Raw genomic sequence first — 24121 nt, forward strand, 5'->3', positions numbered from 1 at the left:
AAAAGGAGTCTGTAATTAGGCTCCTTTTTTATTACTATATGGTAGCATTTTGACCAGCAGTCATTCCAGCAATTCGGCCTGTAACGAATGCTGAGGTAATATTATACCCGCCTGTATAGCCGTGAATATCAAGGATTTCTCCGCAGAAATATAAGCCGTTCATAAGCTTTGATGACATTTCTTTCGGATTAATTTCTTTCACCGACACACCGCCGCCTGTTACGAATGCCTTTTCAAGAGGCTGCGTTCCATTTGCGGTAAAGGTAAAACCTTTGAAATCTGAAGCAAGAGCGCGAATTTTTTCGTGAGAAATTTGTCCACATTGCTGACTACCGTCAATTTCATTTTTCTCTAACAAAAATAAGAAATAACGCTCAGGCACATAGCCTTTCAGTACATTCTTTATTGCTTTTTTCGGCTCTTCTTTTATTTGCTTCATCATGCCCTGGAAAAGCTGTTCGCCATGTTCTTCTGGCAACGCATCAATGCTCATTGTTACGTTGTTTGTTTTGAACTTTTTCATCGTTTTCAGGGCAAACTGACTACAGCGCAGAGCAGCTGGCCCAGACACACCGAAGTGGGTAAAGAGCATATCCATTTTATGAGAGATAACCGCTTTTCCTTTTGGATTTAATACGCTTAGTTCTACATCACGAAGTGCTAAGCCTTGTAATGTACGGTCGCGAATAAATGGTTCATTCGAAAGGAGTGGTACTTCTGTTGGGAAGAGTTCAGTAATTGTATGCCCTGCCTTTTCTGCCCAAGCATATCCATCCCCAGTAGAGCCTGTATGCGGTACAGATTTTCCGCCAACTGCAATCACGACATGATTTGTTTCCAGCACTTCACCATTTTGTAGGACAACCGCTTTGGTTTGTCCATTTTCATACTCTACAGTTTTAACAGGGAGATTTGTCCGAATGGTAACGCGAAGCTCTTTTAAACGTGTTAATAAAGCATCTACAACGGACTGTGCCTTATTTGATACAGGGAACATACGACCATGATCTTCTTCTTTTAATTTGACGCCAAGCTTTTCGAAAAACTGAATAATATCTTCATTATTAAAAATAGAAAAGGCACTGTATAAGAAACGACCATTTCCAGGAATGTGTTTCACAATTTCATCAAGCGGAAGGCGGTTCGTTACATTGCAGCGTCCGCCGCCAGAAATAGCAAGCTTTCTTCCTAATTTGTCACCTTTATCAAGAAGTAAGACGCGTGCGCCTTCTTCAGCAGCACCTATCGCTGCCATTAATCCAGAAGGACCTCCACCAATGACAATTACATCATAATGCATATAAATCGACCTCATTTTCTTGTTTTGCTGCATTCAAGAATATCATGTTTTCATAGAAAAGAAAAATGAAGGGATATACTGTTTAGAGGAGAAAGTGTGGTACAATACAAAAGTTGGAGTTCAGCGTTTGGAATAATGTAGGAGGATTTTTTTATGTCCGATTCAAAATTTTTACGCGGAACGCTTATTGTGACGCTTGGGACATTTTTAGTGAAGTTCCTCGGCATGATTTATGTTTTTCCGTTTCATGCGTTAGTTGGCACAGAAGGCGGGACGCTATATAACTATGGATATGTTCCATATACAATCTTCTTAAGTATCGCAACGGCGGGGGTACCGCTTGCAGTTGCGAAGTTTGTTTCGAAATACAATGCGCTTGGAGATTATAAGACGAGCCAACGAATGTTTAAATCCGGTATGGTTATGATGATCATAAGCGGAATATTTTTCTTTTTCGTCTTGTATATGACAGCACCGTTATTTGCAGAGGTGACGCTTGGAAAACAATATTTACAAAAGGATTTAGAAGATGTAACAATGATCATTCGCCTCGTTAGCTTTGCACTTCTTGTTGTGCCAGCGGCGAGCTTAATTCGCGGTTATTTTCAAGGGTTCCAATCAATGGGGCCAACGACTGTTTCACAAATTATTGAACAAATTATTCGTATAGTATTTTTACTTGCAGGTAGTTTTGTCGTTATAAAAGTAATAAAAGGTTCGGTCGCAACAGCAATTGGTGTTGCGACATTTGCAGCGTTTGTTTCCGCTGTTGGAGCATTGGCTGTCCTTATTTGGTATTGGAGGAAGCGAAAGCATCATTTAGATCAATACATAATTAACCAAACCGTACCTGAATCAACGGTTCGAACATTTGACCTATATAAAGAACTGTTTGCTTATGCGATTCCTTATGTTGTGATTGGGTTAACGATTCCGCTTTATCAGCAAATTGACACGTTAACGTTTAACTCTATTATGCAAGCGATTGGACAAGGGGATATTGCAAAACGTGCCTTTGGTATCTTTACAATGTGGACACATAAGTTAATTATGATTCCAGTATCGCTTGCAACGGCGTATAGCTTAACGCTCGTACCCGCGATTACAAAATCGTTTACAGAAGGACAGTCCCGTTATTTAAAGCAGCAAATTACACAAACGTATCAAGTGAATATGTTTTTAACATTACCAGCTGTCATTGGAATTTCCACTTTAGCGTACCCAATTTATACCGCATTTTATGAAGCTGATCCGCTCGGCGGAAAAGTATTAATGTGGTATGCTCCAGTCGCGTTATTATTCGCATTATTTACAGTAACAGCAGCTATTTTACAAGGGATTAACCAGCAAAAGCATGCGGTCATTGCACTTGGTATGGGCGTTATTTTAAAATTCTTATGTAACGTGGTATTCATTCGTTATTTTGGAACAATCGGTGCAGTCGTAGCGACAGGGGTAGGATTCGCTGTATCCATTTGGTATACAAATAAACAAATTCGAAAATATGCCCACTTTTCATTTGTACTTGTGTATAAACGAACGTTTCAAATTGCAGTATTAACAGCTGTGATGGTCGTGGTTGTTAAGGTGTTATTATGGGTTCTTTCCTTTATGCTTCCATATGAGACAAGCCGTTTTGCGGCGTTAGTTACAACTTTCATTTGTGCAATCGGAGGAGCAGCTGTGTACGGCTATTTAGCATTCCGTACAGGCGTAATAGGGCGAGTATTTGGCGATGAATTTTTAGAAAAGATTCAGCGTAAACTTGGTGGTAGGTTGAAAATCAAAACGAAAGGGGCGTAAATAGTGCGCCTCTCTTTTTCTAATTATACAAAGCAGGTGAAACGATGAGATTAGATAAATTATTAGCAAACATGGGCTATGGTAGCCGAAAAGAAGTGAAAAAACTATTAAAAGACGGCATTGTAAAAATAGATGGCGTATCAGTGAAAGATGCAAAATATCATGTGAACATAGAAGAACAAGAGGTTACGATTCACGGTGAAGTAGTAGAGTATAAAGAATTTGTATACTTAATGATGCATAAGCCACAAGGTGTCATTTCTGCAACAGAAGATGACAATCATGAAACAGTTATTGATTTATTAGAAATGGAAGATGCGATCTTTGATCCGTTCCCAGTTGGAAGACTTGATATCGATACAGAAGGTTTTCTCTTATTGACGAATGATGGAAAGTTAGCGCATCAACTTCTTTCTCCGAAAAAGCACGTCCCGAAAAAATACTTTGCGAGAGTAGCTGGGAAAGTGACAGAAGAAGATGTTGTGGCGTTCAAAAAAGGTGTTATTTTAGATGATGGATATGAAACAAAGCCAGGTGAGCTGACAATTCTACAAAGCGATGACGTGTCTGAAATTGAACTTGTTATTACAGAAGGTAAGTTTCATCAAGTAAAGCGCATGTTTGAAGCGGTAGGAAAAAAGGTTGTGTACTTAAAGCGCACAGAGATGGGTCCTTTAGTATTAGATGAGGAATTAGAGCTTGGACAGTACCGTGAATTAACAGACGAAGAAGTAGAGATGTTGAAGTCCTCAAACATTCAAATGGAAATATAAGTTAAAAAACCCTTCCTTTTTTGGATGGACGAGAGGTTCTGGCGCTGTGTAGAAGCGGTCAGGGCCTTTTTTTGCCACGTGCGGAGGTTACTTTTTGTTTTAGTTAGCATTGATTTATATCATAGTCAAAAAGACCCCCATTCTTTTTATTAAGAATGGGGGTATGTATATAATAAATCAAGTCATACTTATTACGAGGTCATTCTCACTTTCTTTCCTGTTGTTGTCCACTTGCCGCGGCAAGGGCTATACACGAGCTCATTAAATTGCAACACATTTAGATCGCGCTGTATCGTTCGCGGTGTGATCCCAAACTCATCTACAAGGTCTTGCGTCGTTACGGTGCCTTTCTCATTAATGTAAATATAGATTGATTTAATGCGTGTTAGCATACGAGTAGTTGTAGGTTTTATCAAAAAACCACTCCTCTACAAGTTTTTTGACCTATTCAGGAAAGAAGGTCGTTATTTTCATTGTACTCCAGATGAAAAAAAACATGCTCTAACTTGCTCAAATTTTACAAAATTTTAATATGAGATAGGAAAGAAAGTTTTTGATATTTTGTTTCTCTTTATCAATTATCTCATAAATTTCTACGTAAAACGTCAAATTCCTGCAAAAAAAATAAAAAAATAAGAAAAAACCAATTCTAGTTATCTGAAATATTAAAATCGTTCGTCATTAGACTTAAGCTTGCTAGCATAAAAAGAGATCGTTTGCTATGATGAAAAAGAGAATAGAGAAGAAGGTGAAAGTATGACAAGTATAAATTGGACGCAAGAAGTAGAGAAACGAAAAGATACTCTGATCCATGATGTACAGCAATTTTTACAAATTAAAAGTGTATGGGAAGAAGAAACGGCAAAAGAAGGTGCACCGTTTGGAGAAGGTGTAGCAAAAGCATTATCTTTTATGTTAGATAAGGGAGAGACTGACGGATTTCTTTCTAAAAATTTAGAGGGATATGCAGGGCATTTAGAAATGGGACAAGGAGAAGAAATTGTTGGTATTTTATGTCACGTTGATGTTGTACCAGAAGGAGACGGCTGGACAACGCCTGCATATAGCGCTGATATTCGTGACGGTAAAATCTTTGCACGCGGTGCGATTGATGATAAAGGCCCAACAATGGCGGCTTACTATGCGATGAAAATTGTAAAAGAATTAGGATTGCCGCTTTCTAAACGTGTTCGCATGATTTTAGGAACAGATGAAGAAAGTAATTGGAAGTGCGTTGACCATTATTTTAAACACGAAGAAATGCCGACGATGGGCTTTGCTCCTGATGCAGATTTTCCAATTATTAATGCGGAAAAAGGAATTTGCGATTTATATGTTGTCCAAAATAAAAAAGAACATGTAGCAGGAAAAAATGTATTAGTATCTTTCACATCAGGGCGCCGACTAAATATGGTTCCTGATTTTGCAGAAGCTGTCCTAACGAGCGAAAAAGCAGCAGAACTTGCAAGTCAGTATGAACAATATATACAAGAAGCAAAGAAAAACGGGAAAGCGATTGTGGAAGGAAGTACGGTTACACTGCAAGTAGAAGGGATTTCGGCACATGGTTCTACGCCAGAGCAAGGAGAGAATGCAGGATTAACACTTGTGAACCTTTTAACAACAATCTCTTTAGATGAACAAGGCGCAGCGTTTGCTAGCCTAGCTGCAGAAACATTTACAAATGATACGCTTGGAGAAAAAGCTGGCATTGCGTATGCAGATGAGATTACAGGTCCATTAACAGTAAACGTTGGTCTTCTTTCTTATACAAAAGAAGAAGGTGGTAAACTTGGATTGAATATTCGTTATCCAGTCACAACAAACTTAGAAGAAACGCTGCAAACATTAACGAATTATGTGAGTGCAAAAGACTTTGCTATCACAAATGTGTCAGACTCTCGTCCGCATCACGTTGATAAAGATCATGTATTAATTCGTACACTTCAGCGTGTGTATGAAGAACAAACAGGAGAAAAAGCCGAGTTATTAGCAATTGGCGGCGGTACATATGCACGTTCATTGGAAGCTGGGGTTGCGTTCGGTCCGCTATTCCCAGGGAAAGAAGAATTAGCGCATCAAAAAGATGAGTATATTGAAATTGAAGATTTATTGAAAGCAACAGCGATTTATGCACATGCGATTTATGAACTAGCGAAGTAGTAGCATGGAAATATAAATTGAAAAACATAGAACCTTTCTTTTTTAAAGTGGGCGAGAGGGACTGGCGGTGCATAGAAGCGGTCAGGGTCTATTTCTGCCATGTGCCGTGCGAAAATAAAGAGAGAAAACGAGTGTAAGTCACTTTTTATTTTCCGTATAGGCGATTTATGTATTGAACAATCGAACTCTCACTAGTGAAGTAAACAATGGATGAACCGCTCTTGATAAGGAGAGCGGTTTCTTTCATATGTATGGAGAATTAGCTTCACACGAATAATAGATATATCGTATGTGTTAGAAAGAGGAGAGAGAAAAGATGGCGAGACATTATTTTATTGCGGTGAAATTATCAAATGAAATAAAGAACACACTAGCAGAGTGGAAAGAAATAATAGAAGAAACGACACCGTTTCGTTCTTGGGTACATAAAGAGGATTATCATATTACACTTTCGTTTTTAGGAAGTGCGGAGGAAAGACAACTTGAAAAGCTAAAATTAGACTTGCAGCAACTGGATAAAATGTCCCGTTTTTCACTTGCGTTGCAAGGGTGTCATACATTTGGTGTAAAAGAACAGCCGCGTGTGTTTTGGGTAGGAGTGAAAGAAGAACGTGCTTTGTTTGATCTACAAAAACAGGTGTATACGATATGTGAGCAAAATGGTTTTCAATTAGAAACGCGCCCATATCATCCTCATATTACCGTAGCTCGTAAATGGAAGGGAGAAGAAGCATTTGATAAAAATCAGCTTCCTACCCTGCCACCGCGTATATTTGAAGTGGAAACAGTAACGTTATACGAAACACATGTAGAACGGGTGCCAAAATATGAGGCGATTTATGAAATATCTTTACAAAACACACAAGCTTGAAAACGTTTTCTGATTTTTTGAATATACTATAGAAAATGGAGTGTCTCTTGGGAGGGTGTGGATACATATGTTAAGCATACAGCGTACGTTTGAAGCATATTTAGATGAAATGGATAAAATTACAATTTTACTTCCGCATGCGTACGGGACGAGTAGCAAATTCCACTTAAAACAAGATACAAATGAATGGGAGCTTTCAATTCATTGTATCACCTCTCTTCCATATGCAACGAAATATGAATGTAAAGTGAGCGAACCTATTACATTGAATAACTGTTATATCATACGTGATGAACAGGGGGCAGAAACCGACTTACAGATGGGTGCTGTCATTCGGACAGAGAAATTTGATGAGCTATACATGTATGAAGGGCGCGATTTAGGTGCTTCTTATTCCAGTAATCAAACTGTATTTAAGGTGTGGGCGCCAACAGCTACAAAAGTAAAAGTTCGTATTTATGAAACCGGGGAAGTATATAAAGATTATGAAATGGAAGGACAAGAAAAAGGTGTTTGGCGTTACGAGTTAGCGGGCGATTGGGACGGTGCGAAGTATACCTTTCTTGTTTGCATTAATTTAATCTGGCGAGAAGCGATTGATCCATATGCAAAATCAGTGTCTGTAAACGGTCTGTACGGAATTGTCGTAAACCTTGCGAAAACATATGTACAAGATGAGGAACCATTACCTCTCATGACTTCTATGACGGACGCTATTATTTATGAAGGGCATATTCGTGACATGACAGTTCATCCTCATAGCGGCGCAACGTATAAAGGGAAATATCTCGGTCTAACAGAAGAAGGAACGACAGGAGAACGAGGGACGTTAACAGGACTTTCTTATATAAAGGAATTAGGTGTTACACATCTTGAACTATTACCGATTCATCATTATGCCGGAGTCGATGAGGAGCAGCCATTTGCAACGTATAACTGGGGATATAATCCATTGTTTTACAATGTTCCGAATGGTAGCTATGCGACAAATTCGTTTGATCCGTACAATCGCATTGTTGAATGTAAACAAATGATTCAAGCACTTCATCGAAATGGATTGCGCGTCATTATCGATGTTGTTTATAACCATGTGTATGAAAGAGAAACGTCTTCTTTTGAAAAGCTTGTTCCTGGATATTATTTTCGGCACGACGAAAATGGAATGCCATCAAATGGGACGGGTGTTGGAAACGATATTGCCTCAGAACGCAGTATGGTACGGAAGTTTATTGTGGATTCTGTTTTATATTGGTTAACAGAGTATAAGGTGGATGGTTTCCGGTTTGATTTAATGGGAATTTTAGATGTTGCGACAATGAACGAAATTCGGCAGAAAGTAAATGAAGTAAAAGAACAAGTCATATTATTAGGTGAAGGATGGGATTTACAAACACCGCTTGCTTCGGATCAGAAAGCAACATTACAAAATGCAGCGAAACTACCATATATCGCTCAGTTTAATGATCAATTTCGCGATGGGATTAAGGGAAGTACATTTGATGTACAAAAACGAGGGTATGCGCTTGGGGAGACAACAAATAAAGAGCATATCCAATACTTGCTTACAGGAAGTATCCCTTATGTAAAACAGAGAAGTTTATTTATAGAACCTGTGCAAAGCATTAATTATGTAGAATGTCATGATAACATGACGATGTGGGATAAGATTATCGGAAGCAGTAAAGAAGAGGAACATATGCAAAAACGTCGCCATCGCCTTGCAACAACGATGACATTATTAGCACAAGGTATTCCATTTATACATGCCGGTCAAGAATTTTATCGTACAAAGCAAGGAAACGAAAATAGTTATAATGCCCCGGATTGTGTCAACCAAATGGATTGGGATCAAAAAGAGCGAGAAGAAGAAACAGTTTCTTATATAAAAGGAATCATTCGTATTCGCAAATCACACGGTGCCTTTCGTTTTACGTCCTCTGAATTAATTAAGCAGCATATGTCTTTTTTTGATACAGTTTCTTCTGTCATTGCATATTATTTACAAGATGTGCAGCAATTTGGGACGTGGAAAGAAATTGTTGTGTTATTTCATAACGGGACAGAGGAGCAAACAGTTTCCTTACCTAAAGGTGGTACATGGCACATACTTGCCAATGAGGGAGAGGCAAATGAAAATCCAATTTCTTCATTTGAGGGAGATACAATTGCTATTGCTCCAATTAGCACGTATATATTGACGAAATTGTGACGAATCGACCCTTGACGATGCGAATATAATAAATGTAGAATTGAACAAGGTGGCTATTCAGTTAAGTTGCCAGTCTATTATTATTTTTGTAAAATAAGGTAAAAGAGTGAGCAGCTTGTCTGTTTTTTCACATTTACTTACTATTTGAAGCAGAATGAATGGAAACCTTGGGCATATGTTTAGATATGTTGTGGTTTTTCTTTTCATAACTATAAAAGATAAGGAATTGTTAACGGGTAATGAACATGGAATGGTTGGAACAATTGTTAGGAAAAGAATGGAAAGTAATGCCGGCTGGAGGGGCGACAGGAGATGCCTACATTGCGCATAACGAACATAATAAAATTTTTTTAAAGCGCAATTCATCGCCCTTTCTTGCGGTATTGTCAGCAGAAGGAATTGTTCCGAAGTTACTTTGGACAAGGCGATTAACAAATGGTGATGTGATTTCGGCACAAAAGTGGCTCCCAGGACAAAAATTAGAACCAGAAGATATGAACTCTGAGCGAGTGGCAGTATTGCTGAAAAAAATTCATTCTTCTAGAGCGTTAGTGCATATGATTCAAAAGCTTGGGAAACAGCCTTTGCATGCACAAGATATATTAAAAGAAGTGCTCCTCACTTTGCGAGAGGATGTAAAGCAAAATGAAGTCATTCAAAAAGGACTTCAGTATTTACAAAAGTCCCTTCAGAATGTAGAATTTGAACATCTTGCTGTTTGTCATTGCGATGTGAATCATAACAATTGGTTAGTAACAGATAATAACGAATTGTTTTTAATTGATTGGGACGGAGCAGTTATTGCAGACCCAGCTCTTGATATTGGGATGCTACTTCATTGGTATGTTCCAAGAGATGAATGGCGTGAGTGGCTTGAGCATTATGGATTAGAACTGACTGATTCTTTGCTAAGCCGCATGAAATGGTATGTTACACTGCAATGTATGATTTTTGTACAATTGTATAGGGAAAAAAATAAGCAAGTAGAAGCAGAATATTGGCTGCAATATTTAATGCAACTACTCGCTTCAGAATAAGTTAAGAAAAACTATCCATTCCTGTAATCCATTGTGACAGTTGTTCTTGATGACCAGAAATATGGCCGTCTAAATCAGGAGAATATTTACCCGATTGACTATAGTAATATACATCGTTTAACATCGATTTAACCTCATTACCCACATTGTCATTTACGAGTAATGATTGAATGAGACGTTCTAATTGTTCACATTCAGAAACCGTTCCACAGCAATCACTTTGATGATTGACTAAGATGTCTTTTAAGATTGCCATTTGATGTTCATGATTAAGTGGCATTTTGACACATCCTTTTCAGTTGTTATCGTAACAATGAAACGAGCGTAACGAACCGCTGATGGAAATTGTATTTCATACACTTTGTAGTTTCCGTCAAAATAATAAATTTTATACTTGAAAGAAACGGACCGAGTGCTCGTACGTACTTGGTTTTTTATATGATACACACATCTTGAAGTGCAGAGAGGGAGAGAACTATGCGTTTAAGACATAAACCATACGCAATGGACCGAACGAAAGAATATTCACAGTTTGTAATTGGAAATCCGGAAGAGCATAACGGAAAATGGAAAGAGCTATTTGGAAATGACAATCCGATTCACATTGAAGTTGGAACAGGTCGCGGCCGTTTCATGTACGAAATGGCAAAAGCAAATCCAAACGTAAACTATATTGGAATTGAAAAATTCACAAGTGTAATTGTAGATGCACTTGATAAATTAATTGAAGAACCACTGCCGAACTTAAAACTAATTAATAAAGATGCAGAAGATTTAACTGTATTCTTTGCGGAGAATGAAATTGATCGCGTATATTTAAACTTCTCTGATCCATGGCCAAAGAATCGCCATGAAAAGCGTCGTTTAACGTATAAAACATTTTTACGCAACTATGAAACAGTACTTGTAAAAGGCGGAGAAATTCATTTCAAAACAGATAACCAAGCCTTGTTCGAATACTCTCTTACAAGTATGGCGGAATATGGCATGCTGCTGCCTTTTATTAGTTTAGATCTTCACAAAAGTGACTTCGAAGGAAACATTATGACGGAATACGAAGAAAAATTCTCAAGTAAGGGAAATCGTATTTATCGTGTTGAAGCAAAATATCGTACAGAACCTGCGCAATAATGCGCAGGTTTTTTTATCTTTGGTAAAGAAATCGATTTTTAATAGTAAGTAGCTAGGAAAAATAAGCAACTTGCCGTTCCTACCAATAAATATTTACATACTATGTATAGAGTAGGACAAGTCCTACTAGATTTAAAAACGAAAGGGGTGAGGTGGAATGCCTATTATTAAACCTTTTTTAGCTGCTAGAAGATATAATGCAACAATCGGTGCTGGAACGGGAACTGGAGCAACGTTTAATATTTTAGCAACTGCTTGTACTGATGACACTGGAGCTGCTGCAACAGCATTTCCTTCGTCATTTGCGTATTACAATTTATACGTGAGTGGACAATTGCAACCTGTGGTTAACTCAAGTGTTACCACAGCAGCGATTACAATTCCAGATGGAAATACTTTGGATCCTGGGGTTGTTGTTAGTGTTGAATTTGTCGTGAACTAGTCAATAAAAAGCGGATTCCTTTAAAGGAATCCGCTTTTTATTGATTGATTAAAATAAACTGAAGTGTGATTATAACACCAGCTGGTGGTGCCTCATCAGCCAATAGTGTAAGCATTCCCGCTTGTACGGCATAAGAATTTTGCGACTGAATAACGCCATTAATAAATAAATTCATATAGGATACTTGACTTGGTGCTAAAATCTGCGTCGTTCCGTATTGAGGCAAACCGTCGGCATTTGTGTATACAAGACTCGTGCCATCAGAAACAGCAAAATACATTAGATTTGTGGCAGGAATTAGTCCTTGGAAGGTAGGTCCGGTAGGTCCAGTCGGTCCGGTGGGTCCAGTCGGTCCGGTGGGTCCAGTAGATCCAGTCGGTCCAGTCGACCCGGTAGGTCCAGTAGATCCAGTAGGTCCAGTAGGTCCGGGATCCGGAACGGGAAGCGCACAAGGAAAATAATAAGGATTGCAGTTTTTTCTAGAAGAAAATGATTCCAAAAGAGTCCCCCTTTCTTTACGAACAGAATAAACTTATTACCAGTATATGGACAGATGTGACATTTGACTGTACGTTGGGTGTAGTTCTTTAATATGTGTTTTATAAAAATTTTAAGGAAGGAAGTTTATTAGTGGTCAAAAGATATTGTTGATTCTTATAGTGGCCATGTTTTTTGTAAATATTGGCGCAAATGGAGCTACTATTTTATTTCCATTTTTAGTGAGAGATATGGGACTTCATTCTGGTTCTTTGGGCATGCTATATGCAGCGATGTCTCTCGGTTCTTTTTGTGCGGGAATACTATTTTCCTTAAAGTTGATAAAAAGTTTTATTGAGCAACGAACAATAAAGAATAATGCAGGGATGTAAGGAAATAAAAAAAGCCGCCCCAAAGTCCTAGCTTTGTGACGACTTCTTGCAAGGATAAAGAAAGAGCGGGAGCAGCACAAGAATGTCAATGAAAGTTAAAAAGGTTTCGAAAACTAAACTTTCAGAAAATTTATAAACTTAAGGGTTTTTCGCTACTCTTTCTTTATTAATAAGAGTTTAACATGTATAGTAAAAGAAATCAACGGAAAATAGACAATTTTCTTTTAAATTCGACATTTTAAAAAATGATCTAAAACACTTCTATCAATTTAATATATCTATGAAGTTGGGTTATAGTAAATAAAGTGAAAATTTAATCAGTGGGGGTTTCATCCCCACTGATTATTAGTTGAACCAATCGGGCTTTTACGGGCAGTTTATCTCCCACCTAACTTCTTTGCTTTTACCGAATTTTGAGGGGGGAATATTACTGTCCGTTAATGCGGGATAAATATCACATATATGTTTATATAGGAGTGAAAAGAAGTGTTTCAGCTAAACAAAGGAGATAAAATAGGAGTTTTTTCACCATCATTGCCTGGTACATATACATCATCTAATCGGTTCGAACGTTCGAAACAGTTTATGGAAAGTAAAGGATTTATTATCGTTGAAGGAAGTCTTACTGGAAAATGTGATGGTTATCGATCTGGCAGTATAAAAGATCGTGCTCAAGAGTTGAACCAACTTATTCAGAATCCAGAGATTAAGTGTATCATGTCATCTGTTGGAGGAAGCAATTCGAATTCATTACTTCCTTATTTAGAATACGAAGAAATAAGAAAACATCCGAAGATTTTCGTTGGGTATTCTGATGTCACGGCCATCTTGTTAGGTATTTATGCGAAAACGGGTATGACAACATTTTATGGACCGTCCCTTATTTCATCATTGGGGGAATTGCCTCCATATGTAAATGATACATTTTCATCATTTGAAGATGTGTTAATAAAAAATGCAGCACTCCCATATGAGTATCCTGTATATCCTGTTTGGACAGATGAGCAATTAAATTGGCAGACACAAACTCGTTCTAAAGCAAGTTATCCGAATGAATGGGTTTGTGTAAAGGAAGGCGTAGTAACTGGTCGGTTAATAGCGGGAAATTTAATGACGATGTTAAGTATATGGGGAAGCCCTTATATGCCTGTTATTCGAAAGGGAGATATTTTAATGATTGAAGACTGTAAAAAAACAGCAGCAATCGTTGAAAAACATTTTAGTTTCTTACAAATAAACGGTGTATTCGAAAAGATTGGCGGCATCATCTTAGGAAAGCATGAACAATTTGACGATCAAGGGACAGGGTTAACACCATCTGATATTTTGCTCGAAGTAATGGGAGACATTGATATTCCAATCTTAGCTGATTTTGACTGTTGTCACACACATCCTATTGTTACAATGCCTATTGGCGGGACAGTAGAATTAAATGCGACGCAGAAGACAGTTCGAATTTTGGAATTTTAAAATGCAAAAAGCTAGCTTATTGCTAGCTTTTATAGTGCTATAAAGAATCAACATAATTTTTAGCTTCCAGTAATGACAATCCTAAAATCTCTCGCGCTCTCTTGATTGCTTTGATTGTATCTCCATCTTTCACTAGCTGGCGAAGTTCTTCGTTAATGTCATGCTCAGGTAGTTCCAAGTGTTTAGCGATTTGATCTAATTTATCTTCTGTTCGTTTTAATCTCGTATGAATGTTGTTTAACTGACCGGAAACATAAAATATGCCTAAAACGATAACTGCTGTTAGAAGTAAATAATCCACATTTATCTCTCCTTCTTCGCTTTTTGAATAACATCTACGATAAACGGCGCTTTTGCATTTGTGTATGCAACTCTATCAAAACGATGTTTATTCGCTAATTCCTTTTTTAATTGCTCATATTGTTGACGCACATTCGGGTGATTTCTTATATACTCACGAAATAAAAGGTTATGATTCCATTCCTCACTACCATATCGATAAATGTGTAAATGATGCGTTCCTGCTCTCCATAATCCTTTTCGAAAGAATCTTCTATTTGGAAATTCTTGATGAAATACATGTTCATATCCAATTATTTTCAATAGCTCAATAAACGCATCTATGTCGTTAAGATCACGAACGCCAACCATTATATCAAGGATTGGTTTTGCGCTTAATCCTTCGACAGATGTACTTCCGATATGTTCAATAGAAATTGCTGTATCGCCTATACTATTTTTAATCATTTGCTGTTCTTCTTTAAACTGTAATGCCCAATTTGGCGTATATTCCTCAATGACAACGGGTTTGTCCATATATGTCCTCCCTCCCACTTCCTTAATTTACCTTCATCTTATCACAAATAATACGTGCGATGAGGATAGGGGAACATTACAAAAATGTAATGTTGCTGTCATGTAAATCGATAACAAATCATATATAAAACTTTTATGATTCAAACAGACATAGTAAATGAACAGATGAGGTGGATTCACTTGAAGAAATATGTAATAGGGATTACGTTATTTATGCTATTATTTTCCGTATCTTCAATGGTAGTGCTAGCTGTTGCTGAAAAAAATGATGCAATAGATATAAAAAAATGGATAGCAAAAGAATATTACGTTCAAATTACAGAGAATGGAAAAGAAGAGTCTGTGGAAGATAATGATGGAAAAAAACAGTCCGTGTATTGGTATACAATGAAAGCCTATGATAAAAAAGGAAATGAAGAAACGGTTAAATTTTTTGCAACGAAAAACTTAAGAATAGGGGCATTTCTGCGTGTGCATGTAAGTGGTGAATACCCTGACAAAACAAATGAAATTGAAAGATATAAAGAAATAACGACTAAGGAAATACCTGTGAAAGCGAAAGAAAAGTTAAGTGTGAAATAAACAAGCAGCTTGTGGAAACTAGATCCATAAGCTGCTTGTTTTATTGAAATATCAATTGTTTAGCAGTGAAAAATGCAATTTTGCATTTTTCCTTATAATGGTATAGAAAACATGTTATATTAAAAAAGAAATATTTGAATAAAATGACTCTTTAGACAACGGGAGAACATACATATGGCGACACAAATAAACCGATATTTATGGAATTTGAAAACACCGTGGTTTATCATACTCATGACGATTGCAACGTTTGTCATTATAATTCCATTAACTTTTATTTTACCGGAAATTTCAAAACATCCAATTACACAAGAAACTATTTTATTGCAAATAATAGCAGCATTATTTTGGGCACCTTTATCTGAAACGTTAATCTTTCAGGTGTTTTTGTTTTGGATTTTTCGTTGTATTCCTTGGATTCGTGAAAAAGACATCCTGATTATTGTAATTGCATCCATTATATTTGGTTTAAATCATCCATTTGGAATTACTTATATAGTAGGAGTAGTGTTAATCGGACTACTTTATAACTATGCGTATTGGCTGTATGAAAAGAAAAATGAAAAAGTTGATGTAGCGATGTCTGCATTTTGGGTTGTATTTTGGATTCATTTACTCCATAACTTAATTTCGTTACTTGCTTCCAATTTTGGATAAACTTTTAATTGTAGAGGGTGAATAGACTAATGAAAAGTCTAAAATCATTAAAGTTTTTTGCATGTTGTTTTGGAATTTTATTTTTGTTGAAATGTACGGATTTGTATAGGGATTTTTTTGTTGATCATAAATTTTCTTGGTTTCATAGTATTTCTGCAATCTTATTCCTTATTGCATTTCTAGATGTTGTATATAGCATTAAAAATAAAAAGTATAAAACTGCATAACAAAATAAAGGTATGCTAGATTGTTGCTATCTAGCATGCCTTTATTTTAGTTCACACGTTTTGCTTTCTTAATCAAATAAAAAGGTATACAAAGGACAGTAATTAACACTGCCAACAACGGCGCATTCTTTGCCAAAGCATCAATTGTATTCATGATTGAATCACCTTTGTGTTTTTTCGGCTGATCATACTCCTGTAATACTGTATATTCTTTTTGTAGTTGCAGGATAAAAAGTGTCCAAAATCAAAGAAGTCAAGGGAAATGTATGATTAGAAAGGTTAGATCAAAAAAATGGTCTGACCTCTTTTTTTAATTACAAAACCACTTACAAAACTTACAAAATCTATTATTACTATTGAAAGCGTTTTAATATTGTAAATAACAACATAAGGGGGGGCCTCTATGGGAATTCAAAAGCAAGTGGAAACGATGTCATCTACAGGTGAGGTAGAAACAAAGCCGGATACATTCGTTTCAAAAATCATGAATATAAAAATTGGTGTTATACCGTTACCATTATATCTTGTACTAGCAGCGGTTATTTACGGAGCATCTGTATATAATAAGTTGCCAGCAGATATGATTGGCGGATTTGCAGTTATTATGATTATGGGGATTTTCTTAGGCGATATCGGAATGAGAATTCCAATTTTAAAGAACATTGGTGGACCAGCAATTCTTTCATTATTTATTCCGTCATTACTCGTGTTCTTTAACTGGATCAACCCAGCATCAATGAATGCTGTGAATATGTTAATGAAAAAATCAAACTTTTTATATCTATACATTTCTTGTTTAGTAGTCGGAAGTGTTTTAGGAATGAACCGCAAGGTGTTAGTACAAGGGTTTATTCGTATGTTTATTCCGTTAGTTGTAGGAACGCTTGCTTCGATTGCAGTTGGATTATTAGTTGGATCATTATTCGGATTTGAAATGAAAAGAACGTTCTTCTTTATCATTGTACCAATTGTGAGCGGTGGTATTGGAGAAGGAATTTTACCACTTTCCTTAGCATACAGTGAGATTTTAAATCAATCATCAGCAACATTTGTATCTCAGCTTATTCCAGCAGCGGTTATCGGAAATATGTTTGCGATTGTAGGCGCTGGATACATGAAGCGATTAGGTGAGAAAAAACCAGAACTTAGCGGTAATGGTGTATTAGTAAAAACAGGTAATCAAGATGACTTATTAAAAGAACAAAATACAGAAAAACCAATTGACTTCTCATTAATGGGAGCAGGTTTATTAATCGCATGTACGTTCTTTATTTTCGGTGGATTGGCTTCTAAATTTATTGGTATTCCAGGGGCAATCATTATGATTTTCTCAGCGGCACTTGTGAAGTACTTTAAATTAATGCCAGCAAAAATGGAGCAAGGTGCATATCACTTATACAAATTTATTTCAACAAGCTTAACGTGGCCATTAATGGTTGGTTTAGGAATACTGTACATTCCGTTAAAAGATGTAGCAGCTGTTCTTTCAGTTGGATATGTTGCGGTGTGTGCATCTGTGGTAATCACAATGATCGCGACTGGTTTCTTTATTGGAAAAGTCATGAAAATGTTCCCGGTTGAATCTGCGATTGTAACAGGATGTCATAGCGGATTAGGCGGAACAGGAGACGTTGCAATTTTATCAGCTTCAAACCGTATGGAATTAATGCCGTTTGCACAAATTTCAACGCGTTTAGGCGGAGCGGCAATGGTTGTAACAGCATCAATTTTATTAAAAATGTTTTCGTAATGTAACATCTAACAAGCTAGCTATGTAAAGACGTAGCTAGCTTGTAAAATTAGGAGGAGATTATTTCTATGTTAGAGAGTCAAATTAAAGAACGTTCGTTATTACTTCATAAAGAATTAGTAGGGAAAATTGAAATTACAAGTAAAGTAGAAGTGAATTCAGCTGATGATTTAAGTTTGACATATACACCAGGTGTAGCGGAATCTTGTAAGGCAATTGCGGCAGATGAAGAAACAGCTTATGACTATACAGCGCGTGGTAATATGGTTGCGGTTGTCTCAGATGGAACAGCAGTACTTGGCTTAGGTGATATTGGACCGAAAGCAGCTATGCCTGTTATGGAAGGAAAAAGTATTTTATTTAAAAAGTTTGCGAATGTCGATGCATTCCCGCTTTGTCTTGGAACGACTGACGTAGATGAAATCGTAACCATCGTTAAAAATTTAGAACCAACATTTGCAGGGATTAATTTAGAAGATATTGCAGCGCCGCGCTGTTTTGAAATTGAAAAACGTTTAAAAGAAGAAACAAATATTCCAGTGTTCCACGATGATCAGCATGGAACAGCAATTGTTGTTTTAGCGGCAGTTCTTAACGCGTTACAAGTAGTAAATAAAACAATGGATGAAGTGAAAATTGTTATAAATGGTGCTGGTTCTGCAGGGATTGCGATTGGGAAATTGTTACTAAAAGCAGGCGCTGAGCATATGACGTTAGTAAGTTTAGAAGGTATCGTTTGCGAGGGAGAATCATGGATGAACCCTGCACAAGTCGAGATTGCGAAAGAAACAAATCGCAAACATGTACGCGGAACATTAAAAGAAGCGATTCAAGGCGCAGATATTTTTATTGGCGTATCTGCTCCTAACGTATTAACAAAAGAGCATGTGAAGACAATGAATGAAAATCCGATTGTATTTGCAATGGCGAATCCAGTACCAGAAATATTCCCAGAAGAGGCACTAGAAGCTGGGGCAGCTGTTGTTGGAACAGGACGTTCTGATTATCCAAACCAAGTGAACAATGTATTAGCATTCCCGGGGATATTCCGCGGTGCATTAGATGTACGTGCGACAGATGTTACAGAGGAAATGAAATTAGCTGCAGCATATGGAATTGCTAACATCATTACAGATGAAGAACGAAATGCAAATTATGTAATTCCAAATCCGTTAGATAAAAGAGTTGTACCAAGTGTAGCAGCTGCGGTAGCAAAAGCTGCAATTGAATCAGGTGTGGCACAAATTAAAAAAGTGCCAAACTATGCAATCGAACAGTAGAATTAAGCTTTCATACAAAAAATATATTGAACTTGGATATAATACCAATCTAAAAGATGTAGGTAGTATATGTCTAAGTTGAGTACTATCACTTATTTTTGAAAATTCTCCCCATCTTTAAGAGGTGGGGAGAATTTTTATTTCTTTCCTATAAATGCCTATTTGTTTAACACTTAACATATAAGTCGCTGCTATGCCGAATACACCATGACATGCATTGGCTTTCACCTTTAATTTTAATCCTAGCATGCGGTAGGGAAATACCGTAATCCCCAATTTTATTGAAAGTTTCTCTAGATTTTCTTTGTAGCTCAATGAGTAAAATAGTATATATAATCTTACTTAAGAAAAAAGTTGTTTTCATTGTAAAGAATCAGTATTATAGATTTCGCACGGAATATAGAAAACACAGGGGGAAAAGGCGGGATGAAGAAAAGTAAGAAGTTTTGGAGCTTGCAGAAAACTATTGCATTTTTAGTATGTGCTGTAGTTGTCTTTGCTTTACTTGTAACTGATATTTTAATTAGTCATCATGTCGAGCGCACGACAGAAGAAACTCAAATAGAAAAAGCGAAAGCAGTTGCACGTATTACAGCAAATTCACCGCTCGTAATCGATGCTTTATCGGGAAGAAAAGATGAATCTGAAGTTCAGCCGAATGTGAATCGGCTTTTAAAAAATACAGATGTTCAATTCATTGTCGTTATGGATATGAATGGGATACGAAAATCTCATCCAGATCCAACGAAAATTGGCCAACATTTCGTTGGAGGCGATGAAGCGACGGCCTTGAAAGGAAAAGAGTACGTATCAACAGCAAATGGAACATTAGGAAAGTCTGTGCGAGTATTTGTACCAATCTTTTCTGAAACGAAAAAACAAATAGGGGTTGTGGCTGTTGGAATTTCAGCTGATAATGTAGAAGAGATGGTCGAACAGAGTAGACATATTATGTACATAGGTGTCAGTGTTGGGATTTTAGTAGGGGTTATAGGGGCTATTTTATTAGCTAGACATATTAAGAAAATTTTATTTGGCCTCGAACCTAATGAAATTTCCAAAATTTTAGAAGAACGCAATACAATGTTACAATCTGTCAAAGAAGGAATTATCGCAATTGATAGGGATGCGAGAATTACTTTAATTAATAACGAAGCCAGGCGGTTAATTGAGAAAAGCGGGATTAAAGAAGAGTTTATTGGTGAAGACATTAAGAAATACATGCCGAATTCAAGGATAAAAGAAGTATTACAAACGGGAGTAGCGCAGTTTGATGAGGAACATAGTATGCATGGTATCACAATTGTTTCGAATCGAGTTCCATTATACGTAAAGGGAGAAATTGTTGGTGCGATTGCAACATTTCGTGATAAAACGGAAATAAGAAAATTAGCAGAGCAGTTAACCGGTATTCGACTATATGCAGAGGCTTTGCGTGCACAATCTCATGAATTTATGAATAAGATGCATGTTGTATTAGGGCTAACACATATGAAGCATTATGAACAATTAGAAACGTATGTTAGCAGCATGGTATCAGAACATCAATACGAAATTGGTGATGTGATGCGGAAGATAAAAAATCCTGTGTTTGCCGGCTTTTTACTTGGGAAACTTAGCTATGCGAGAGAAAAAGGAATAGAATTAACGATCAGTGAAGATTCTTATTTACCACATCCAGATGATGAGGGGATTATTCATGAACTCATTACAATTGTGGGGAATTTAATTGATAATGCTTTAGATGCAGTAGTGGATTGTAAATATAAGAAGGTAAATGTTACAATTGAATATAATGATAAATTGATAGTGAGAGTTACAGATACAGGGAAGGGAATTAAGAAAGAAGAAATAGATAAACTATTTGTCAAAGGGTATTCTACAAAAGGAGAAAATCGCGGATATGGCTTATATCTTGTGAAAGAAAGTATAGAACGTATAAAAGGAAATATACATATTGATTCAGTATTAGGAGAGCAAGCAACAATCACAATTGAAACACCATATAAAAGTAAGGAAGAGATGGAAGATGATTAAAGTTTTAATTGTAGAAGATGATCCAATGGTAGCGATGCTAAATAAGCATTATTTAGAACAAGTTGGCGGGTTTGAACTTGTTCGTACAGCTAACTCTGTAGACGAAGCGTTACAGGTACTAGAGGAATCTCAAATAGATTTTATATTGCTTGATATTTTTATGCCTGGTGATACTGGGTTTGAATTGTTGTTGGATATTCGGAATAAAGAAAAAGAGATTGATGTGATGATGATTTCAGCAGTGCATGATATGGTAAGTATTAAAAAGGCGCTGCAGTATGGAGTTGTAGATTATTTAATAAAACCATTTACGTTTGAGCGTTTTAAGGAAGCATTATCTGCTTATCGTGAAAAATTTAAATTTATGAAGGAACAGCCTAATATTAATCAATCTGAACTAGATGAATTGATCTTACAGAAAGAAAAAAAAGAATCTCCTGTAAGTAAAGTGCTTCCGAAAGGATTAACAAAGCAAACCTTGCAGTTAGTCTGGAAACAGATACAATTGCTGCATGGAAAAACATTTACAACGGAAGAAATGGCGCAATTAGTTGGAATTTCCAGGGTTTCTATTCGAAAGTATGTCATGTTTTTAATTGAAATTGGAGCTTTAGAAAATGAAATGGTGTATCAGCAAGTTGGAAGACCGGTGAGTAAATTACGTTGTATTGATGAAAGTAAAATACATTTATATATATGAAACTGTCCCAAAAGGTCGTTACATAACGGCTTTTTTGGGACAGTTTTTTTGTTGAACATCAACGTATTTAGGGATCACAATCACTTTTATGTAAACATTTTTAAGTTGAATTGTATAATGATGTCGAATTATTTAGAATATTGTCATTTCATGTCTTGATGTCGTGTATTTTTGGTGTTAGACTTGAAATCACAAAGAGGAAGTAGCAAATTATTTTTCGGAAAAATAGACTGAAAAATCAAACTTTTTAAGTTTTTCTCTATTTTTGTGTGACTGATATGTCTGTGTAACGGCTACTTTTTCTTTGTTTTATAGTATACAAACATTATTGAGTAGAGATATGGAGGTGATTTAGAGCGGAATTAATCATTTAGTGAAAATAATTTTTAAAATTTTCATGAAAATGGTTGACAAAAATCATGTTTTTAATAATAATTACTTTATAATTATTTTAAATAAGTAATTATTATATAATAGGAGGCTCTATAATGAACCGATATAATCGCTTAACAACAAACCAAGGTGCTCCTGTAGGAGATAATCAAAATTCTCGTGCAGCAGGTCGTCGCGGGCCAGTATTATTAGAGGATTATCATTTAGTAGAAAAATTAGCTCATTTTGATCGTGAACGTATTCCTGAGCGCGTTGTACATGCGCGTGGTGCTGGTGCTCATGGTGTTTTCGTAACAAAAAATAGTATGAAAGAATATACAAGAGCAGCATTCTTGCAGAACGAAGGAACAGAAACACCTGTATTTGTTCGTTTCTCAACGGTTATTCATGGGCAAGGGTCTCCAGAAACAGCTCGTGATCCAAGAGGTTTTGCGGTGAAGTTTTATACAGAAGAAGGGAACTATGATCTTGTTGGTAACCATTTACCTGTATTTTTCATTCGTGATGCAATCAAATTCCCAGATATGGTTCATTCTTTAAAACCAGCGCCCAATACAAATATTCAAACACCAGATCGTTACTGGGATTTCATGACGCTAACACCAGAATCAACTCATATGTTAACTTGGGTATTTTCTGATTACGGCACACCTGCAAACTACCGCGAAATGGAAGGATTCGGTGTCCATTCATTTAAATGGGTAAACGAAAATGGCGAGGTTGTATACGTGAAATATCATTGGAAGCCACAGCAAGGTGTACGTAACTTTAATGTAAAAGAAGTAGAACAAATGCAAGGAAAAGATTTTAACCATGCAACTCGTGATTTATTTGATGCAATCGAGCGGGGAAATTACCCGAAATGGGATCTTCACGTACAAGTTATGAAACTAGATGAAATGGATTCCTTAGAGTTTGATCCGCTAGATCCAACAAAATTGTGGCCGGAAGACCGTTTTCCATTAATGGAAGTAGGTACAATGACGTTAAATCGTAACCCACAAAATTTCTTTGCAGAAGTTGAGCAAGCGGCATTTTCACCAAGTGCAACTGTGTCTGGTATTGAACCGTCTGAGGATAAATTATTACAAGGACGTTTGTTCTCTTATCCGGATACACAGCGTTATCGCTTAGGGGCAAATTACTTGCAAATCCCTGTAAACTGCCCGTACGCAGCTGTGCATAATCAACAACGTGATGGTTTCATGCAAGTAAACCAACAACCGTCTACAATTAATTATGAACCAAGTCGTCATGCGGAAAATCCAAGTGAAGATCCAGCATACCGAGATTCAACTATGAAACTTGAAGGTTATGTATCGCGTGAAAAGATTGAGAAACCAAACGATTTTGAGCAAGCTGGTGAGCGTTATCGTTCCTTCTCTCAAGAAGAACAAGATAACTTAATTGCGAACTTGGCAAATGATTTAAAAGGTGTAAATGAACAAACGAAATTGCTTGCGATTTGTAACTTCTTTCGTGCAGATCAAGAATACGGTATGCGTTTAGCGCAAGCGTTACATGTTGATATTTCAGCGTATGTGGGAGGACCTGTGAAGTAAGAGACACCTTAATGATATATATAAGTAAAAACCCTAAAAACCCCTTTCT

The 24121-nt window shown here is 36.7% G+C and carries 23 protein-coding genes; 17 read left to right on the forward strand and 6 right to left on the reverse strand.

Annotated elements, in window-relative coordinates; genetic code table 11:
- Positions 1-34: 34 nt before the first annotated feature.
- Complete coding sequence (locus AB1280_RS22115) at positions 35-1300, reverse strand: NAD(P)/FAD-dependent oxidoreductase (protein WP_429757020.1); 1266 nt, start codon at positions 1298-1300, stop codon at positions 35-37.
- A 153-nt stretch (positions 1301-1453) separates the two neighbouring features.
- Here AB1280_RS22115 and AB1280_RS22120 point away from each other — a divergent pair, with 153 nt between their 5' ends.
- Both AB1280_RS22120 and AB1280_RS22125 read left to right on the forward strand, forming a co-directional pair.
- Entirely contained in the window at positions 1454-3103 is a 1650-nt protein-coding gene (locus AB1280_RS22120; protein WP_429757021.1) for a putative polysaccharide biosynthesis protein, read from the forward strand.
- 44 nt (positions 3104-3147) lie between these two features.
- On the forward strand, positions 3148-3876 hold the full coding sequence (locus AB1280_RS22125; protein WP_429757022.1) for a pseudouridine synthase: 729 nt from the start codon (positions 3148-3150) through the stop codon (positions 3874-3876).
- Between the two features lie 191 nt (positions 3877-4067).
- On the opposite strand, the gene AB1280_RS22130 is transcribed toward AB1280_RS22125, so the two are convergent.
- Entirely contained in the window at positions 4068-4289 is a 222-nt protein-coding gene (locus AB1280_RS22130) for a DeoR family transcriptional regulator (RefSeq protein ID WP_090918771.1), read from the reverse strand.
- A gap of 343 nt (positions 4290-4632) precedes the next feature.
- On the opposite strand from AB1280_RS22130, the gene pepV reads away from it, so the two are divergent.
- The 4 genes from pepV to AB1280_RS22150 all read left to right on the forward strand — a co-directional run bounded on the left by pepV (position 4633) and on the right by AB1280_RS22150 (position 10156).
- Positions 4633-6039: a dipeptidase PepV gene (pepV, locus tag AB1280_RS22135; RefSeq protein ID WP_429757023.1), complete on the forward strand. Its 1407-nt coding sequence runs from the start codon at positions 4633-4635 to the stop codon at positions 6037-6039.
- A 316-nt stretch (positions 6040-6355) separates the two neighbouring features.
- Complete coding sequence (thpR, locus tag AB1280_RS22140) at positions 6356-6910, forward strand: RNA 2',3'-cyclic phosphodiesterase (RefSeq protein ID WP_429757024.1); 555 nt, start codon at positions 6356-6358, stop codon at positions 6908-6910.
- Positions 6911-6977: 67 nt separating this feature from the next.
- Entirely contained in the window at positions 6978-9119 is a 2142-nt protein-coding gene (pulA, locus tag AB1280_RS22145) for a type I pullulanase (protein ID WP_429757025.1), read from the forward strand.
- 239 nt (positions 9120-9358) lie between these two features.
- A complete protein-coding gene (locus AB1280_RS22150) occupies positions 9359-10156 on the forward strand; it encodes a phosphotransferase family protein (RefSeq protein WP_429757026.1) in 798 nt (265 codons plus the stop codon).
- A gap of 1 nt (position 10157) precedes the next feature.
- On the opposite strand, the gene AB1280_RS22155 is transcribed toward AB1280_RS22150, so the two are convergent.
- Positions 10158-10436, reverse strand: a complete 279-nt coding sequence (locus AB1280_RS22155; protein ID WP_272188510.1) for a YtzH-like family protein — start codon at positions 10434-10436, stop codon at positions 10158-10160.
- Between the two features lie 197 nt (positions 10437-10633).
- Between AB1280_RS22155 and trmB the strand changes: the two genes are divergently transcribed.
- The gene (gene trmB, locus AB1280_RS22160) at positions 10634-11287 is read left to right on the forward strand and encodes a tRNA (guanosine(46)-N7)-methyltransferase TrmB (protein ID WP_429757027.1); all 654 of its coding nucleotides are present in this window, start codon (positions 10634-10636) and stop codon (positions 11285-11287) included.
- A gap of 157 nt (positions 11288-11444) precedes the next feature.
- A complete protein-coding gene (locus AB1280_RS22165) occupies positions 11445-11729 on the forward strand; it encodes a DUF4183 domain-containing protein (RefSeq protein WP_272188507.1) in 285 nt (94 codons plus the stop codon).
- Positions 11730-11766: 37 nt separating this feature from the next.
- Here the strand turns inward: AB1280_RS22165 and AB1280_RS22170 are convergent, their stop codons facing one another.
- Positions 11767-11955 carry a DUF4183 domain-containing protein gene (locus AB1280_RS22170; protein WP_429757028.1) on the reverse strand — a complete coding sequence of 63 codons (189 nt, stop codon included), beginning with the start codon at positions 11953-11955 and terminating at the stop codon, positions 11767-11769.
- A 28-nt stretch (positions 11956-11983) separates the two neighbouring features.
- On the opposite strand from AB1280_RS22170, the gene AB1280_RS22175 reads away from it, so the two are divergent.
- Positions 11984-12190 carry a hypothetical protein gene (locus AB1280_RS22175; RefSeq protein WP_429757029.1) on the forward strand — a complete coding sequence of 69 codons (207 nt, stop codon included), beginning with the start codon at positions 11984-11986 and terminating at the stop codon, positions 12188-12190.
- An 894-nt stretch (positions 12191-13084) separates the two neighbouring features.
- On the forward strand, positions 13085-14068 hold the full coding sequence (locus AB1280_RS22180) for a S66 family peptidase (protein ID WP_429757030.1): 984 nt from the start codon (positions 13085-13087) through the stop codon (positions 14066-14068).
- A 37-nt stretch (positions 14069-14105) separates the two neighbouring features.
- Here AB1280_RS22180 and AB1280_RS22185 read toward each other — a convergent pair whose 3' ends face one another.
- Entirely contained in the window at positions 14106-14369 is a 264-nt protein-coding gene (locus tag AB1280_RS22185) for a hypothetical protein (protein ID WP_429757031.1), read from the reverse strand.
- Between the two features lie 2 nt (positions 14370-14371).
- Positions 14372-14884, reverse strand: coding sequence for a GrpB family protein (locus tag AB1280_RS22190; protein WP_429757032.1), 513 nt, complete (start codon positions 14882-14884; stop codon positions 14372-14374).
- A 180-nt stretch (positions 14885-15064) separates the two neighbouring features.
- Here AB1280_RS22190 and AB1280_RS22195 point away from each other — a divergent pair, with 180 nt between their 5' ends.
- The 7 genes from AB1280_RS22195 (at position 15065) to AB1280_RS22225 (ending at position 24072) form a co-directional block, all read left to right on the forward strand.
- The gene (locus AB1280_RS22195) at positions 15065-15466 is read left to right on the forward strand and encodes a YxeA family protein (RefSeq protein ID WP_429757033.1); all 402 of its coding nucleotides are present in this window, start codon (positions 15065-15067) and stop codon (positions 15464-15466) included.
- A 174-nt stretch (positions 15467-15640) separates the two neighbouring features.
- Positions 15641-16123, forward strand: coding sequence for a CPBP family glutamic-type intramembrane protease (locus tag AB1280_RS22200; protein WP_429757034.1), 483 nt, complete (start codon positions 15641-15643; stop codon positions 16121-16123).
- 630 nt (positions 16124-16753) lie between these two features.
- A complete protein-coding gene (locus tag AB1280_RS22205) occupies positions 16754-18100 on the forward strand; it encodes a 2-hydroxycarboxylate transporter family protein (protein ID WP_272188499.1) in 1347 nt (448 codons plus the stop codon).
- Between the two features lie 68 nt (positions 18101-18168).
- Positions 18169-19380: an NAD(P)-dependent malic enzyme gene (locus AB1280_RS22210; RefSeq protein ID WP_429757035.1), complete on the forward strand. Its 1212-nt coding sequence runs from the start codon at positions 18169-18171 to the stop codon at positions 19378-19380.
- Between the two features lie 426 nt (positions 19381-19806).
- A complete protein-coding gene (locus AB1280_RS22215) occupies positions 19807-21417 on the forward strand; it encodes a sensor histidine kinase (RefSeq protein WP_429757036.1) in 1611 nt (536 codons plus the stop codon).
- Positions 21410-22117: a response regulator gene (locus AB1280_RS22220; protein WP_429757037.1), complete on the forward strand. Its 708-nt coding sequence runs from the start codon at positions 21410-21412 to the stop codon at positions 22115-22117. Before AB1280_RS22215 ends, AB1280_RS22220 begins: the two co-directional genes overlap by 8 nt.
- Before the next feature lie 488 nt (positions 22118-22605).
- The gene (locus AB1280_RS22225) at positions 22606-24072 is read left to right on the forward strand and encodes a catalase (protein ID WP_429757038.1); all 1467 of its coding nucleotides are present in this window, start codon (positions 22606-22608) and stop codon (positions 24070-24072) included.
- Positions 24073-24121: the final 49 nt, after the last annotated feature.

Source organism: Bacillus sp. S10(2024) (assembly GCF_050473865.1).
Taxonomy (GTDB): Bacteria; Bacillota; Bacilli; order Bacillales; family Bacillaceae_G; genus Bacillus_A.

Bases quoted from the DNA above. Each gene is read 5' to 3' on its own strand.
- AB1280_RS22190 (WP_429757032.1), bottom strand. From the start codon at position 14,884: ATGGACAAACCCGTTGTCATTGAGGAATATACGCCAAATTGGGCATTA.
- AB1280_RS22225 (WP_429757038.1), top strand. From the start codon at position 22,606: ATGAACCGATATAATCGCTTAACAACAAACCAAGGTGCTCCTGTAGGA.
- pepV (WP_429757023.1), top strand. From the start codon at position 4,633: ATGACAAGTATAAATTGGACGCAAGAAGTAGAGAAACGAAAAGATACT.
- AB1280_RS22210 (WP_429757035.1), top strand. From the start codon at position 18,169: ATGTTAGAGAGTCAAATTAAAGAACGTTCGTTATTACTTCATAAAGAA.
- AB1280_RS22215 (WP_429757036.1), top strand. From the start codon at position 19,807: ATGAAGAAAAGTAAGAAGTTTTGGAGCTTGCAGAAAACTATTGCATTT.
- trmB (WP_429757027.1), top strand. From the start codon at position 10,634: ATGCGTTTAAGACATAAACCATACGCAATGGACCGAACGAAAGAATAT.
- AB1280_RS22200 (WP_429757034.1), top strand. From the start codon at position 15,641: ATGGCGACACAAATAAACCGATATTTATGGAATTTGAAAACACCGTGG.
- AB1280_RS22120 (WP_429757021.1), top strand. From the start codon at position 1,454: ATGTCCGATTCAAAATTTTTACGCGGAACGCTTATTGTGACGCTTGGG.
- AB1280_RS22115 (WP_429757020.1), bottom strand. From the start codon at position 1,300: ATGCATTATGATGTAATTGTCATTGGTGGAGGTCCTTCTGGATTAATG.
- AB1280_RS22205 (WP_272188499.1), top strand. From the start codon at position 16,754: ATGGGAATTCAAAAGCAAGTGGAAACGATGTCATCTACAGGTGAGGTA.
- pulA (WP_429757025.1), top strand. From the start codon at position 6,978: ATGTTAAGCATACAGCGTACGTTTGAAGCATATTTAGATGAAATGGAT.
- AB1280_RS22125 (WP_429757022.1), top strand. From the start codon at position 3,148: ATGAGATTAGATAAATTATTAGCAAACATGGGCTATGGTAGCCGAAAA.
- AB1280_RS22220 (WP_429757037.1), top strand. From the start codon at position 21,410: ATGATTAAAGTTTTAATTGTAGAAGATGATCCAATGGTAGCGATGCTA.
- thpR (WP_429757024.1), top strand. From the start codon at position 6,356: ATGGCGAGACATTATTTTATTGCGGTGAAATTATCAAATGAAATAAAG.
- AB1280_RS22155 (WP_272188510.1), bottom strand. From the start codon at position 10,436: ATGCCACTTAATCATGAACATCAAATGGCAATCTTAAAAGACATCTTA.
- AB1280_RS22150 (WP_429757026.1), top strand. From the start codon at position 9,359: ATGAACATGGAATGGTTGGAACAATTGTTAGGAAAAGAATGGAAAGTA.
- AB1280_RS22165 (WP_272188507.1), top strand. From the start codon at position 11,445: ATGCCTATTATTAAACCTTTTTTAGCTGCTAGAAGATATAATGCAACA.